This window comes from Hydrogenophaga sp. NH-16 (assembly GCF_004006415.1).
Classification (GTDB): Bacteria; Pseudomonadota; Gammaproteobacteria; order Burkholderiales; family Burkholderiaceae_C; genus Hydrogenophaga; species Hydrogenophaga pseudoflava.
On sequence record NZ_CP029344.1, the window covers coordinates 1,602,571 to 1,615,558 of the forward strand.

The window sequence follows — 12,988 nt, forward strand, 5'->3', positions numbered from 1 at the left end:
CGTGATACGCTGTATTCACAACCTGAATATTCAGACCCATGAAGCTCACCGACATCGACCTCAACCTGCTTGTGGTGTTCGACCGCCTAGTGCAGGACGGCCGGGTCTCCCGCGTGGCCGAGTCGCTGGGCCTGAGCCAGCCGGCGGTGAGCAACGCGCTGCGGCGGCTGCGCGACCTGCTGGACGACGAGCTGTTCCTGCGCACGCCCAGCGGCATGGCGCCCACGCCCTACGCGCTGCAGCTGGCCGAACCGGTGGCACAGGCGCTGCGGGGGCTGCAGGGCGCGCTGAACGTGCGCGCCAGCTTCGACCCGGCCACCAGCGAACGCTGCTTCACCCTGGCCATGACCGACGTGGGCGAGATCTATTTCCTGCCGGTGCTGATGGACGCGCTGGCGCGCGAGGCGCCGGGCGTGACGCTGCGCTGCGTGCCGGTGGCGGACGCGGCGCTGCGCGAGGACATGGCGGCCGGCCGGGTCGATCTGGCGCTGGGTTCGCTGCCGCAGCTGCAGGCCGGCTTTTTCCAGCAGGCGCTGTTCCGCCAGCGCTACGTGGCGCTGATGCGCGCCGGCCACCCGCTGGCGGCGGGCGACGCGCCGCTGAACGCCACCCAATACCGGCAGGCCGCCCACGTGCGCGTGGTCTCGGCCGGCACCGGCCACGGCCAGGTCGACGAGGCCCTGCAGCGCCTGGGCGTGGCGCGCCAAGTGCAGCTGACCGTGCCGCACTACGTGGCGCTGGGCCAGGTGCTGGGCAGCACCGACCTGGTGGCCACCGTGCCCGAGCGGCTGGCCGAGCGCCTGGCCGGCCCGCACGCGCTGGTGGCCCGGCCGCTGACGCTGCGCCTGCCGGCCAGCACCATCGCCCAGCTCTGGCACGCCCACCTGCACCGCGACGCTGGCCACCAGTGGCTGCGCGGCCTGGTGGCGCAGCACTTCGGCACCGCCGCCGGGGCCGTGGACAGCCCCTGAAGCGGCGACAAGGTATCCAGTGGTCACAGGCTTCGCTACAAAAGTGCTACAGCCCGGCCTTCGGATGTGACTTTTGTGCAGCAGCCGTGAACACGCCCGACTGCAGGACCCGGTCGCACGGGCACAATACCGCCCACCTTCCCGCCGCCGAAAGTCTGTCCGTGATCGAAATGCTGTTCCGCCTGGGTATCGCCCTGCTGCTGTCCGTGAGCCTGGCCCTGCTGCTGGCCTGGGGCTGGTCCAGTTCGGACGAACGCACCGAGTCGGCGGCGGTCACAGTCGAGCCCTCGGCCGAATCCTCCACACCGGCTCACTGACCTGGGCGTGGGCTGGGCGAGCCGCCACGCGGTTCACAATGGCCCGATGACACGACGTCGCTGCCTCCCGCTGGCGCTGGCTGGCCTCATCGCCCTGCCCGTCGCGGGACGGGCGGAGCCCGAGGCCTCCCGCTACGCCACCCAGGGCCGCTGCGCCGGCTATCCCCGCATTGCACTGACCGCACCCAAGGGCTGGTGCGTGGGCCTGGTGGCCGACGCGCGCGACGGCCTGCAGATGCCGCGCCGCCTGGTCGAGGTGTCCCCCGGCCGCTTCTGGATCACCGACATGGGCAACTGGGAGCCCCGCCGCGGGCGCCTGCTGGAGCTGCGGGTGGACGGACAGCCGGGCGACGCGGACCGGGTGACGGTGCTGGCCCGAGGGCTGGACCGCCCGCACGGGCTCGCGCGCGGCCCCGATGGCAAGGTCTATGTGGGCGAGGCCGGCACGGTCTGGCGCACGCCCACCGCCGTGTTCGCCCGCGAAGACCTGCTCAAGGACCTGCCCGCCGACGGCGCGCACCCGCTCAAGGAGCTGGCCTTCGGCCGCAAGGGGCGCCTCTATATCAATATGGGGTCGGCCAGCGACGCCTGCCGGGACGAGCACCAGCAGCAGCCCCTGCCCTGCCCGGAAACCGCGGGACCCCTTCCCCGGGCCGCGGTGTACGAAACCACCCTGGTCGGCCCGGACCTGAAACCGCAGACACCGAAGCCCTTTGCCACCGGCCTGCGCAACTCGCTGGGCCTGGCGCTCACCCAGGACGCGGCGGGCAGGACCGAACGCATCTGGCAGGCAGAGAACTCGGTCGACTACAGCGACGCCAAAGCCCCGGCCGAGGAGCTCAACGAACTCGAACGCGGCGCGCACCACGGCTGGCCCTACTGCGTCAGCGATGCGCAGGGCCGCAGCGTGGTGGCGCGCGGCTACGAGCAGCGCGCGCAGTGCGCCCGCCGACAGGCCCACCGCCCACCGTTCCAGGCCTGGCCGGCCCATGTGGCGCCGCTGCAGCTGCTGGCCGTGCCACCCGCGGCCGCCGGCCAGCCCGAACACCCGTGGAGCGGACGGCTGCTGGCGGTCTGGCACGGCTACCGCGCCCAGGGCCACCGCATCGTGGCCTGGCGCCTCGGCCCCGACGGCCGCCCGACCGGCGCGCGCGAGAACATCGTCTCCGGCTGGCGGGTCATGCCCGGCATCCGCCCGCAGGGCAACCCGGCCGGTGCCACGGTCGATCACCGGGGCTGGCTGTGGATCGTCGAGGACCGCAACCGCACCGTGCTGGTGGTGGCGCCCGAGACGCGAAGCAGCGGCGGTTCCTGAGACAGCAACACCTGTGGCGCCGCAGCCACCGCCCGTCTCATCCTGAGACGGAGCCCCGGCGCCTTGACAAGGATCAATCCGCGGCCCGGGAGCGCTGATAGCCTGAGGACGTTCCCCCCAGAAACCCACGGAGTCCTCCCATGAAACGCACCCTGATCGCCCTCTCGGCCACCCTGCTGGCCGCCACCGCCTGGGCCGGCCCGGCCGAAGACCAGGCCGCCCTCAAGCTCGCCACCGGCGCCGGCTGCATGACCTGCCACAACATCGAGCCCGGAGCCAAGGGCCCGAACGGCATGGCGCCCATCGGCCCGGCCTGGCGCGATGTCGCCGCCAAGTACAAGAGCGTCAAAGGCGCCCAGCAGCAGCTGACCGCCACCGTGATGGCCGGCTCCAGCCCCTACGAGAGCCACTGGAAGGACAAGGTGTCCGGCCTGTCGATGCCGCCCAACAAGGTGGCGATCTCGGAAGTCGACGCGGCCCAGCTGGTGTCCTGGATCCTGGCCCTTGACGTGAAGAAGTAAAAAGCAGCCCCCACGCTCCGCCGCTGCGCGGGTCGCTGCCCCCCCAAGGGGGCTGACCTGCCTTGGGCGGCCCGGCGGCAGGTCGCCCGGAGCGCTCGGCGACAATCGGCGGATGCTCCAGTTCGACGTTCTCAAGACCGAGGGCCACGCGCGCCGTGGCCGCCTCACCCTCAACCACGGCGTGGTCGAGACCCCCATCTTCATGCCCGTGGGCACCTACGGCACCGTCAAGGGTGTCACGCCCGCGAGCCTGGAAGACATGGGCGCCCAGATCATCCTGGGCAACACCTTCCATCTCTGGATGCGCCCGGGCCAGGAGGTGATGAAGAGCTTCGGCGGCCTGCACGCCTTCGAGAAGTGGCACAAGCCCATCCTCACCGACTCGGGCGGCTTCCAGGTCTGGTCGCTGGGCGCCATGCGCAAGATCACCGAAGAAGGCGTGCACTTCGCCTCGCCCGTGAACGGCGACAAGCTGTTCATGTCGCCCGAGGTCAGCATGCAGATCCAGACCGGGCTCAACAGCGACATCGTCATGCAGCTGGACGAATGCACGCCGTATGAGACCAACGGCCACCTGACCACCGAGGCCGAAGCCCGCAAGAGCATGGAGATGAGCCGCCGCTGGGCCGTGCGCTCCAAAGACGAATTCGCGCGGCTGGAGAACCCCAACGCGCTGTTCGGCATCGTGCAGGGCGGCATGTTCGAGCACCTGCGCCAGGAGTCGCTGGAGGCGCTGGTGGAGATGGACTTCCCCGGCTACGCCATCGGTGGCGTCAGCGTGGGCGAGCCCAAGGAGCAGATGCTGCAGATCATGGCGCACACGCCGCACCGCCTGCCGGCGAACAAGCCGCGCTACCTGATGGGCGTGGGCACGCCGGAGGACCTGGTCGAAGGCGTGGCCTGCGGCGTCGACATGTTCGACTGCGTCATGCCCACGCGCAACGCGCGCAACGGCACGCTGTTCACGCGGCATGGCGACCTGAAGATCCGCAACGCGCGCCACAAGACCGACCACCAGCCGCTGGACGCGACCTGCACCTGCTACGCCTGCGCCGGCAAGGCCGGCGTGAGCTGGGCCGACGGCGGGCGCGACGGCTTCAGCCGCGCCTACCTGCACCACCTCGACCGCTGCGGCGAGATGCTGGGCCCCATGCTCTCCACCATCCACAACCTGCACTACTACCTGAACCTGATGCAGGAGGTGCGCGCCTCGCTGGACGCCGGCCGCTTCGAGGCCTTCCGCCAGCAGTTCAAGTCCGACCGCGCGCGCGGCGTCTGACCCGTCGCCATCCATGACGCACCTTCTGCTTCGGGTCCTCTCCACTGCGCTGGCCCTGGTCCTGGCCGGCTGCGCCACCCACGTCGACCTGGCGCCCGACGAAGGCCAGCCCGCGCTGCGCGTGCAGCAGCGGCTGGCGCTCACACCCAGCAACGGCGGCCTGCAGATCACGCCCGACGACCTGCGCGCGGGCGACATCGTGCTCAGCTCGACCCACAGCATCGTCTCGATGGGCGTGCGCCTGATCACCGTGGCGCCGGTCAGCCACGCCGCCCTCTATCTGGGCGATGGCCAGTTCGTCGAGGCGGTCGGCGCGGGCGTGCGCCTGCGCAGCACCCAGGAGTACATGGACGGCGAGTCGACCATCGTCGCCTTGCGCCATCCGGGCGTCGGGGACGAGCACATCGCGGCGCTCAACGCCTTCGCCCGGCAGCACGCCGGCAAGAAGTACAACACCGCCGGCATCGTGCTGCAGGCGCCCTTCAGCATCGGACGGCAGTACTGCGAACTGCCGCTGATTCCCGGCCTGGTGCGCGATTACTGCATCCGCGGGCTGGCGGCGATCCAGCTCGGCGCCGTCAAGAACGACCGCTTCTTCTGCTCGCAGTTCGTGCTCGAAGCCTACCGCCACGCCAGGCTGCCGCTGACCACCGCCGACCCGCGCCTGATCAGCCCGGCCGACCTGCTGCACATGCGCGAGGGCGACGTGCCCTCGGTGCGCACCGAGCAGGCGCTGCAATACGTCGGCCACCTCAAGACAGCGCCCATGCCGTCCGATGAGATGGCCGTCGGCCTGGCCGACTGAGCGCCTCCAGGCGGTCAGTGGCGAGCCGCCGCCGGGCCGCCCCAAGGCGGATCAGCCCCCTCGGGGGGCAGCGACCCGCGAAGCGGTGGAGCGTGGGGGCTCACGAACCAATATGCATGCTGAAGAGTGCGCCGCTGGACAGGCGGCAGGTGCCTGAGCCCAGCGTGGCCGAGTTCATGGTGTAGGCGCAGGTGATGTAGCCGCCACGGTTACCGGCACCGTTCGCCAGCCCTTCGCGGCTGGAGCCAGCCTTGCGGGTGGCCTCGCCCGAGAACGACTCACCGCCGATCACCGTGGAAAAGGTGCCACGGCCCTGCAGATCGTTGGTGACGGTCGCGCTGATGACCCCGTGACCGCTGGCCAGCTCGTTGGCCGGATAGAGTCGGGCCTGGAAGCTAAGGGGCAACGCGGACGCCACCGCGGCGGCCGCCTGGGGTGGCGGCACCGCTTGCCCGGTGCGCGGATCAATGGGCATCACGTAGCAGGCGGCGAGTGTGGACACGGCGGCAACGGCGCCCAGCCAACCGGCCGGGCGGCGCAACGAACGAACAACAGAGGAGATATCCATGTGGATCCTTCAGGCCCAAGCACATGCTTGTGCGGCGATCCTCCGTGACCACTGTCAAGAAACCACTGTCTTCCGGTGAAGAACCGTGAACCGGCACCGGCGGCATCACCCATGAATACCCAGTCCTTCGTTCCCCGTCACGTCCTGCCCGTGCTGGTGCTGGCGCAATTCGCCGGCACCTCGCTCTGGTTCGCGGTCAATGCGGTCATGCCCGACCTGCAGCGCGCCTTCGGCTGGCCCGCCACCGCCGTCGGCACCCTGACATCGGCGCTGCAGGCCGGCTTCATCGCCGGCACCCTGGTGTTCGCGCTGCTGGCGATTGCCGACCGCTTTCCGCCGCGCCGCGTGTTCCTGGTCTGCGCGCTGGCCGGCGCGGGCTGCACCGTCGGCGCGTGGGCCATGGTCTCGGACTTCGGCGCGCTGCTGGCCTGGCGCTTTGCCACCGGCTTCTTCCTCGCAGGCATCTACCCGGTGGGCATGAAGATCGCCGCGCAGTGGTACACGCGCGGCCTCGGACCGGCGCTGGGCCTGCTGATCGGCGCGCTGGTGCTCGGCTCGGCCAGCGCCCACGCGCTGCGCGCCATCGGCGACACGCTGCCCTGGCCCACGCTGATGCTGGGCGTGGCGACGCTGGCGGCCGCGGGTGGGGTGTCGCTCTACACGCTGCTGCCCGATCCGCCCGGCGCGGTGGCGCGCGTGACCACACTGCAGTGGCGCGCGCTCGCCACCATCGTCACCGACGCCCGCGTGCGCAGCTCGGTGCTCGGCTATTTCGGCCACATGTGGGAGCTGTACACGCTGTGGGTGCTGATGCCGCTGATCCTCGCAACGCGGCTGCAAGGCACCGCGCTGTCGTGGACCGCCTTCGCCATGCTGGGCGCCGGCGTGCTGGGCTGCGTGGGTGGCGGCTGGCTGGCTCCGCGCTTCGGCAGCGCCCGCGTGGCAGGCGTGCAGCTCGCCATCAGCGGTCTGTGCTGCGTGCTCGCGCCGGTGCTGATCGGAGCGCCCGATGCGCTGTTCTACGGCTGGCTGCTGGTCTGGGGCATCACCGTCTCGGGCGACTCGCCGCAGTTCTCCACACTGACCGCGCGCAACGCGCCGCCGCAGGCGGTGGGCAGCGTGCTGACGCTGACCAACAGCATCGGTTTTGCCATCAGCATCGCCAGCATCCTGCTGTTCGTCGAAGTCACGCGGACGGTGCCGCTGGGCTGGCTGCTGACAGGGCTGGCGCTGGGTCCGGCGCTGGGCCTGTGGGCGCTGCGGCCGCTGCTGCGGGAGCGGGCGTGAGACCGGCATCCGGCGCGTCGCCCCGGCGGGCCTCGGTGCCGCAGGCAAAGCAGTAGCGCGCGAAGGCGCTCTTGCGCGTGCTGCAGTGGCCGCAGCGGTCGAACAGGCACAGGCCGCAGTGCGGGCAGAAGTCGGTCTTGCCGTCCTTGAGGTCGACCGCGCGCTCACAACCCGGGCAGACGTTCTTGGCCAGCCGCGCCTGCGCCAGGTCGTAGTCCATCTCCTTGCGGCGCTGCGTGTCCGGCAGCGCCTCGACCGCCTTCTGCCGCTCCAGGTAGCGCTGCAGCGCAGCGATGGCGTAGCGCCCGCCGATCACCGTGAGCAGGATGCCCACGATGTAGCGCACATAGCCGCCGTAGCTCGGCAGGTAGGGCACCAGCTCGACGAAGAACGCGAACAGCGCGAAGAAGATGAAGCCCCAGACAAACGGCCAGGACGATCCCTTGCGGTGCTTCTTGAACAGCCAGCCGGCCACCACGAGCAGCGGCAGCGTGAGCGCCAGCCGGTAGCCGAACACGCGCAGCTCCTGCGCGCGCTGTTCCTCCATGTAGGTGTCCCGCGCCGCGTCTTCCAGGCTGCTCAGTTCGGCCTGCGCGCGCTGCTGCGCCTGGCGCGCGTCCAGCGCCACCTGCTGCTGTTTCTCCACCGCCGCCAGCGCGTCGCGTTCGATCTTGCGCAGGCCATCGAGCTCGCGCGTGCGCTGCAGCACCTCCTCGTCCTGCTCGGCGCGCTGCGTCACGCTGCGCGTGGCCAGCCAGTTGTCGAAGGTCTCGCGCGCGGCGCGGTTGTCGGCGCGCGCGGTCTGCAGCTTCAGCTGCGCCTGCTCCAGCGCGGCCTGCGCCTCTTCGGCGGCCTTCTCGGCGGTCTTGATGGACTCCTTGAGCACAGGCGTGCGCTGCGGGTCCATGAAGTCTTCCAGCGAGCGCGTCTGCTCCACCTGCGGCAGATCGCCGACGATGGTGCTGCCCAGGCCGGTGAGGAACCAGGCGAACAGGAAAGCCACCAGCCAGAGGCCGCGGCGGAACCATTTCTCGGACAGGCGCAAGGATTTGCTCATGGTGTTTCCCTCGATGGTTTTGTGTTGACGGCGATTGTGAACCCGCTCACAGCGCGATCCGCTGCGGGGCCGAGCCCAGGCCGCTGCGCGCCAGCCAGTCGAGCACGGAGTCGACCGTGACGGTCTCGATGCGGTCGGAGAAGCGCTTGTCGTTCGGGTGGTCGTCGAAGCGGATGTGGGCCGAGCCGGCACTCGCACCCAACCGCGTCAGCGGCCCCAGGCGCAGCGTGCTCGGCTGGTAGCCCTTGAAACCCAGCCAGGCCTGCGCCTGCGCGCGGGTCGTGACGCCGGGCTCGGCGGCGATGGCCATCGTCTCAATCGCCCACTGGTTGGACTGCTGGTAGCGCGTGCCCCAGGCGTAGGCCACCATGTTGTAGTCGCGCTCGTGCAGACGCAGGCTGCGGCCGCGGTCGTTCAACAGCGCGTACAGCGGTGCCTGCAGGTGCGGTGCCGGCACCGACCACACCGCCTCGTGGCGCCAGAGGTCGTCCAGGAAGAACTCGCCCAGGCCCTGGCGGTAGATCGAGCCGTTGGCCGTGCCACACTGGTTGAGCTTGTGCAGCACGCGCCACGGGCCCTCGGCCGTCTTGTAAGCCCAGCCCAAGTGCGAATAGCGCAGCTGGTACTTCGAGAGGTCCTGTCCCGCCCGGCCCAGCACCACCACCCGCGCCCCGCTGCGCGCGAACTCCGCGTCCAGCGCCTGCGCCGTGCGCTGCGCCAGTTCCAGGCCCTGGGTCAGCGTCTGCGGCGTCAGCGGGCGCTGCTCGCAGGAGCGGCCGGCATGGGCGGCGGTAGCGCCGAGCAGCAGGACGGCAAGGGTCAGCGCGCGGGGAGCGACATTCCGTGTCTTTTTCATGGTCGCCCCTCAGTACGTGAGCCGCTCGTTGTGCAGCAGCGCGCGCCCCAGCTCGTTCGGTATGAAGCACAGCACCTCGCCCGCCGCCGACAGCACCACGCCGGCGCCGATCACGCTCACCGCCACCGCGGTGCCCACGCCGGCCACCACGCCCGAGGCCGCGCGCCCGCTCAACTCCACACTGGCCCGAGCGCCATCGGACGCCCGCTCCAGCACGATCACCGTGCCGCGCGCCGACACCTCGACCGCCTTCACCACCAGCACCGCGCCACTGACGGCCAGCGCCGCCGGCACGGCACTCACCGCCGCCGCACCGGCCACCGCACTGCCCGCGACCGCCGCCCCGGCACCCACCACCGACGCCACCGGCAGGGCCGACAGCACCAGCGAGGCCTCGCTCTGCGCCCGCGCCGGGGCGCTCACCAGGGCCGCGCTCAGGCTGGCGGCCAGCAGCAACTGTTTGAAGAAAACGCGGCTCATCTCATTGCTCCTCGGCAGCGGCCGTGACACGGCGGGTTTCGATCAGGTCGGCCTCGTGGCGGTCGCGCAGCGTCTTGGCCAGCGTGAACGCCGAGGTCACCAGGTAGAGCCAGCTCACGCCCAGGTAGGCCTTGTAGGTCTCGTCGATCTGCATGCGCAGCAGGCCCCAGAGCGTCAGCCCCATCGCCACGGCAAAACCGCCCCAGACCACGAAGCGCCACATCGGCGTCTCGGCCTCACCGGTCCGCTGGGCCTTCTGCTGGTCGCGCACGGCCTTGGCCAGCACGAACACAGTCGACAGGCAGAACACATAGCCCATCACCATGAACGCCCGGTCCAGCGCCTGGCCCGGCAGGTAGGCCAGGCCGGTGGCGCAGAGAAAGACTGCCAGCCCGAACGAGACCCAGACCTGGAGCTGCCAGGCGCGGGTGTCGCGCATCACGATGAGGGGAGAACGGGAACCGCTGACCATGTGAAACCTCGGTGGGTTGTTGAACATGGGGCGGATGGTGGGGCGGGCTATCCGTACGGCCCCCCAGATACTTGCACCGGAATCGACTACTCGTCCTGCTGGGAGCGTTTTTCGATACCAATCTAACGCGATAGCAATAGGCACAAAAGCGGTCAGCGTCTTGCGATCTATCTTGCCTCGAAGGCAACAAGACGGCTGCGATGCGAAACCTGTAGCACTCACAAACACATGGTGGATCACTTAGAAGGGTCAGTCGAAGTCGACTTCGTCAACCCTTGGCAGCCAAGCCTTGAAATCGTCACCGCTTGAAATACTGCGAAAGCCAAAGGGAGTCACCATGAGCAACCCGCTTCTGGCGCTTTCCGCGCTGGGCTCTGTGGCCCAGAGACCGTGTTCCCCAATTTCCGAAAGCAGAGGGGCGAACTGGTCCTCTGTCGCAAGGTCGACTATCGACACCTCAAAACCTGTTTCGGAAATCTCCTTCAGAAGTGTCGGGGCCGCATTCTTTCCAGGCCCCACATATGCAGTCACCATCCTCCCACCCAATCGATCATTGATGAGCGCCTGCCGTTGATAAGCGGCATCGGTCTGAGGACCGGGCGAGTTGCAGGATAGAGTGAACCTACCATCGTCAGCCCACTGGATGGTCCAAGGCATTGGCGGGTTGTTGCTAAACCTTCCCACAACGGTTCGAGCGGGGCGAAAAGATTCTGCAATTGACTTCTGAAAGACCTGCAGCAGCTCAAAGAAGCACATTGCAATCTGAAGTGCGCCGGTGATCTCGGCGTTGGACACAAGCGCCACTGGCCCTCCATTTCTGCGCCTCAGTCGCAGCCCTTCAGGGTCAAGGATGTAGTCGGCATGCGCAATGGCATTTCGAATATCGTCTCGAAAAGCGAGTTCCAACGTATGCGTCCGGCCAACCCATCTTGCGCATGATAGGAGTTGATGGTCAGCACGCCAGCGGTGCGTGCGCGCTGCCATCATGGAGCCCGAAAACCAATCGGCCCCGTCCACCAGCCTGGAGCCGGGCCTGCGATGGGATGTGGATCAGCTGCTCAGACGTTCGGCGGCCTTCGAGCTACCCCATGACGAGGCGCGCACGCTCCTCAAGAGGATGGTCGAGGTCATCAGCCGGTGGAAGGCGAAGGCCGAGCAGTATCCGGTGCGCATGACGAACACCGACATCGCAACACTTGAAGCTGCCATGGAGAACGCGCAGCTTCGGAAGGCCCGGGAGTTGGTGGGCGGCCGGCGGCCATGAGCTCCAAGCCGACGGAGGCAGGGCCGGGCGGGTCGGGCAGGTCGGGCAGGAGGGTGGGGGGCTTGCAGGGTCCGAAGGCGGAATCCCTTTTTCGCGCGCGCGTATTTATTCTTTAATGGGGTGTTGGCCAGCAAGGCCCAGCGCTCACACACCAAATTTCTGAGCAAGAGAAAGAGCGGCTGACACGACTGCAGGGGCGATACAGGTTCGCTGCGGACTGCGTCCACCGCCAGTAAGACAAGGCTCCCACGCAAGTGGGGGCCTTTTGTCTTTCTGGACCCAGTGTTTTCGCGGGGTTGCGGGCGGTGGCTGTTTCTCTGTGGTTTCTCTTGCTGCCGCTTTTCTGGCCTTTGCCGCGGGCCATTCTCTAACGCCGCTTTTTGGCAGTGAGGCTTTTGACAAAGCTTCAGGTCAATTCAATCAGCGCAGGCCGGTGGTCGGCATGCTTCCATTTGATCTTCTGAGTCCTCAGTAGGTAAGGGGCGCTGGACCTTGTTGCAGTGGGGTGGTCAGGTCCGCTGCGGTTGTAGTCTTTCATCACCGCCTTGCCACCGAACGCTTGAAGGTGGATCTCCGACATCGACAGGATGGCAAACGATGACTGTCCGGGATTCAGCTGCACCGATCGCCCCCAGCTTCTCATCGAGTGGAGCGCTCAACATACCCGTGTGAGCTCATACCTCAACAGGCGACTCCAAAGTGACGACCGCAGTTCCATTTGCCGACCACCGCTCTACGCCTCGCTGTAGGGCCGTGAACTCGATGGCCTCGCGGAACCGAGAAAACAACTTCTCAGACCATGCCCCGATCATGGCCATGCGTGACATTGCTCCCGCGCGCTGCGAGGTACTGACGTTTCACCAGCTGAGCTGGCAACACAGTTCAGAGCATCGCTCCACTTCCTCAACTGAAGACAGGAGATCAGAGGTCTCGGCCGCCGATCTGCAGCGTGCCATCGACCAGTATCGGGATCACATGGAATCAGCGACGGCTGATCTGGACCTGCTGATCGTCGACGAGTTGCAGGATTTCACGGAAGACTGGCTTCAAATCCTGGTCCGACGGGTTCGCGCGCTGGAGTCCCCAGAAAACAGTGGCACACAAGGCCAAGGCCCCGAAGGCCTCTATCTTCTCGATGACCCCGACCAATGCCTATACCTCGACCGAGCCGAACTGGACATTTCCGACGCGGTGGTGGTGACCTGCCGCGACAACCACCGGAGCCCCAGGCGCCTGGTGGACGTCATCAACCACCTGAAACTGGTTCAGCCTCCCATTGCTTCGCGCTCTCCACAGGAAGGTGAACTGCCTTCGTTTCGGACTTGGAAGTTCGACTCACCGGACGCGATGAACACCAGGACTGCCGATGCCATCCAATCCTGCCTCGACAAAGGCTTCTCGATCAACCAGATCGCCGTCCTGACCTGGCGCGGACTGGAGCGCTCTCAACTGCTGAAATCGGACCAGCTAGGCAAGTGGAAGGTGACACGGTTCACTGGTCAATACGACCAGCATCAGCGCCCGATCTACACCGAGGGTGACCTGCGTCTGGAGACATTGCGCCGCTTCAAGGGCCAGTCAGCACCAGCCATCGTGCTGACCGAAATCGATGAAGAGACATGGACCGACCTGCACCGCCGCATGCTTTTTGTGGGCATGACCCGGGCCACTTTGCACCTTGAGATCGTGCTGAGCGACCGGGTGGAAAAGCTGCTGATGCACCAGACCCTACAAGTTTGATTCTTGCACCTGTTTACCGAGCGACACTTGCCCTCCTCCCTGCAGACGCTCCTCAA

15 protein-coding genes are annotated in these 12,988 nt (G+C 67.8%); 9 read left to right on the forward strand and 6 right to left on the reverse strand.

What is annotated here, in order from left to right; genetic code table 11:
• Positions 1 to 38: 38 nt before the first annotated feature.
• From DD542_RS07750 to DD542_RS07770, 6 genes are all read left to right on the forward strand, one after another.
• Complete coding sequence (locus DD542_RS07750) at positions 39 to 971, forward strand: LysR family transcriptional regulator (RefSeq protein ID WP_066157286.1); 933 nt, start codon at positions 39 to 41, stop codon at positions 969 to 971.
• 161 nt (positions 972 to 1,132) lie between these two features.
• Entirely contained in the window at positions 1,133 to 1,288 is a 156-nt protein-coding gene (locus tag DD542_RS23555) for a hypothetical protein (protein WP_157576319.1), read from the forward strand.
• A 46-nt stretch (positions 1,289 to 1,334) separates the two neighbouring features.
• Positions 1,335 to 2,603, forward strand: a complete 1,269-nt coding sequence (locus DD542_RS07755; RefSeq protein ID WP_127804861.1) for a PQQ-dependent sugar dehydrogenase — start codon at positions 1,335 to 1,337, stop codon at positions 2,601 to 2,603.
• 140 nt (positions 2,604 to 2,743) lie between these two features.
• Positions 2,744 to 3,124, forward strand: a complete 381-nt coding sequence (locus DD542_RS07760) for a c-type cytochrome (protein WP_127804864.1) — start codon at positions 2,744 to 2,746, stop codon at positions 3,122 to 3,124.
• 112 nt (positions 3,125 to 3,236) lie between these two features.
• Positions 3,237 to 4,403 carry a tRNA guanosine(34) transglycosylase Tgt gene (gene tgt, locus DD542_RS07765; RefSeq protein WP_127804866.1) on the forward strand — a complete coding sequence of 389 codons (1,167 nt, stop codon included), beginning with the start codon at positions 3,237 to 3,239 and terminating at the stop codon, positions 4,401 to 4,403.
• Between the two features lie 13 nt (positions 4,404 to 4,416).
• Positions 4,417 to 5,208, forward strand: a complete 792-nt coding sequence (locus DD542_RS07770; RefSeq protein ID WP_127804868.1) for a YiiX/YebB-like N1pC/P60 family cysteine hydrolase — start codon at positions 4,417 to 4,419, stop codon at positions 5,206 to 5,208.
• A 100-nt stretch (positions 5,209 to 5,308) separates the two neighbouring features.
• Here DD542_RS07770 and DD542_RS07775 read toward each other — a convergent pair whose 3' ends face one another.
• Positions 5,309 to 5,776 carry a hypothetical protein gene (locus DD542_RS07775; protein ID WP_241559718.1) on the reverse strand — a complete coding sequence of 156 codons (468 nt, stop codon included), beginning with the start codon at positions 5,774 to 5,776 and terminating at the stop codon, positions 5,309 to 5,311.
• 111 nt (positions 5,777 to 5,887) lie between these two features.
• Between DD542_RS07775 and DD542_RS07780 the strand changes: the two genes are divergently transcribed.
• Complete coding sequence (locus DD542_RS07780; protein WP_079364300.1) at positions 5,888 to 7,063, forward strand: MFS transporter; 1,176 nt, start codon at positions 5,888 to 5,890, stop codon at positions 7,061 to 7,063.
• Here the strand turns inward: DD542_RS07780 and DD542_RS07785 are convergent.
• From DD542_RS07785 to DD542_RS07805, 5 genes are all read right to left on the reverse strand, one after another.
• A complete protein-coding gene (locus tag DD542_RS07785; RefSeq protein ID WP_241559719.1) occupies positions 6,963 to 8,120 on the reverse strand; it encodes a zinc ribbon domain-containing protein in 1,158 nt (385 codons plus the stop codon). The genes DD542_RS07780 and DD542_RS07785 overlap by 101 nt on opposite strands.
• 46 nt (positions 8,121 to 8,166) lie before the next feature.
• On the reverse strand, positions 8,167 to 8,976 hold the full coding sequence (locus tag DD542_RS07790) for a DUF2145 domain-containing protein (protein ID WP_127804870.1): 810 nt from the start codon (positions 8,974 to 8,976) through the stop codon (positions 8,167 to 8,169).
• Positions 8,977 to 8,985: 9 nt separating this feature from the next.
• Positions 8,986 to 9,456 (reverse strand): hypothetical protein, encoded by a 471-nt coding sequence (locus DD542_RS07795; protein ID WP_127804872.1) that lies wholly within the window; start codon positions 9,454 to 9,456, stop codon positions 8,986 to 8,988.
• Position 9,457: 1 nt separating this feature from the next.
• A complete protein-coding gene (locus tag DD542_RS07800; protein ID WP_066157314.1) occupies positions 9,458 to 9,928 on the reverse strand; it encodes a YiaA/YiaB family inner membrane protein in 471 nt (156 codons plus the stop codon).
• 249 nt (positions 9,929 to 10,177) lie between these two features.
• Complete coding sequence (locus tag DD542_RS07805; protein ID WP_127804874.1) at positions 10,178 to 10,834, reverse strand: hypothetical protein; 657 nt, start codon at positions 10,832 to 10,834, stop codon at positions 10,178 to 10,180.
• Between the two features lie 64 nt (positions 10,835 to 10,898).
• Between DD542_RS07805 and DD542_RS07810 the strand changes: the two genes are divergently transcribed.
• Both DD542_RS07810 and DD542_RS07815 read left to right on the forward strand, forming a co-directional pair.
• The gene (locus DD542_RS07810; protein WP_127804876.1) at positions 10,899 to 11,192 is read left to right on the forward strand and encodes a hypothetical protein; all 294 of its coding nucleotides are present in this window, start codon (positions 10,899 to 10,901) and stop codon (positions 11,190 to 11,192) included.
• Positions 11,193 to 12,002: 810 nt separating this feature from the next.
• The gene (locus DD542_RS07815; protein WP_164868362.1) at positions 12,003 to 12,932 is read left to right on the forward strand and encodes an ATP-binding domain-containing protein; all 930 of its coding nucleotides are present in this window, start codon (positions 12,003 to 12,005) and stop codon (positions 12,930 to 12,932) included.
• Positions 12,933 to 12,988 lie beyond the last annotated feature (56 nt).

Bases quoted from the DNA above. Each gene is read 5' to 3' on its own strand.
- DD542_RS07760 (WP_127804864.1), top strand. From the start codon at position 2,744: ATGAAACGCACCCTGATCGCCCTCTCGGCCACCCTGCTGGCCGCCACC.
- DD542_RS07795 (WP_127804872.1), bottom strand. From the start codon at position 9,456: ATGAGCCGCGTTTTCTTCAAACAGTTGCTGCTGGCCGCCAGCCTGAGC.
- DD542_RS07815 (WP_164868362.1), top strand. From the start codon at position 12,003: ATGGCCATGCGTGACATTGCTCCCGCGCGCTGCGAGGTACTGACGTTT.
- DD542_RS07750 (WP_066157286.1), top strand. From the start codon at position 39: ATGAAGCTCACCGACATCGACCTCAACCTGCTTGTGGTGTTCGACCGC.
- DD542_RS07790 (WP_127804870.1), bottom strand. From the start codon at position 8,976: ATGAAAAAGACACGGAATGTCGCTCCCCGCGCGCTGACCCTTGCCGTC.
- tgt (WP_127804866.1), top strand. From the start codon at position 3,237: ATGCTCCAGTTCGACGTTCTCAAGACCGAGGGCCACGCGCGCCGTGGC.
- DD542_RS07755 (WP_127804861.1), top strand. From the start codon at position 1,335: ATGACACGACGTCGCTGCCTCCCGCTGGCGCTGGCTGGCCTCATCGCC.
- DD542_RS07770 (WP_127804868.1), top strand. From the start codon at position 4,417: ATGACGCACCTTCTGCTTCGGGTCCTCTCCACTGCGCTGGCCCTGGTC.
- DD542_RS07800 (WP_066157314.1), bottom strand. From the start codon at position 9,928: ATGGTCAGCGGTTCCCGTTCTCCCCTCATCGTGATGCGCGACACCCGC.
- DD542_RS07780 (WP_079364300.1), top strand. From the start codon at position 5,888: ATGAATACCCAGTCCTTCGTTCCCCGTCACGTCCTGCCCGTGCTGGTG.
- DD542_RS07775 (WP_241559718.1), bottom strand. From the start codon at position 5,776: ATGGATATCTCCTCTGTTGTTCGTTCGTTGCGCCGCCCGGCCGGTTGG.
- DD542_RS07785 (WP_241559719.1), bottom strand. From the start codon at position 8,120: ATGAGCAAATCCTTGCGCCTGTCCGAGAAATGGTTCCGCCGCGGCCTC.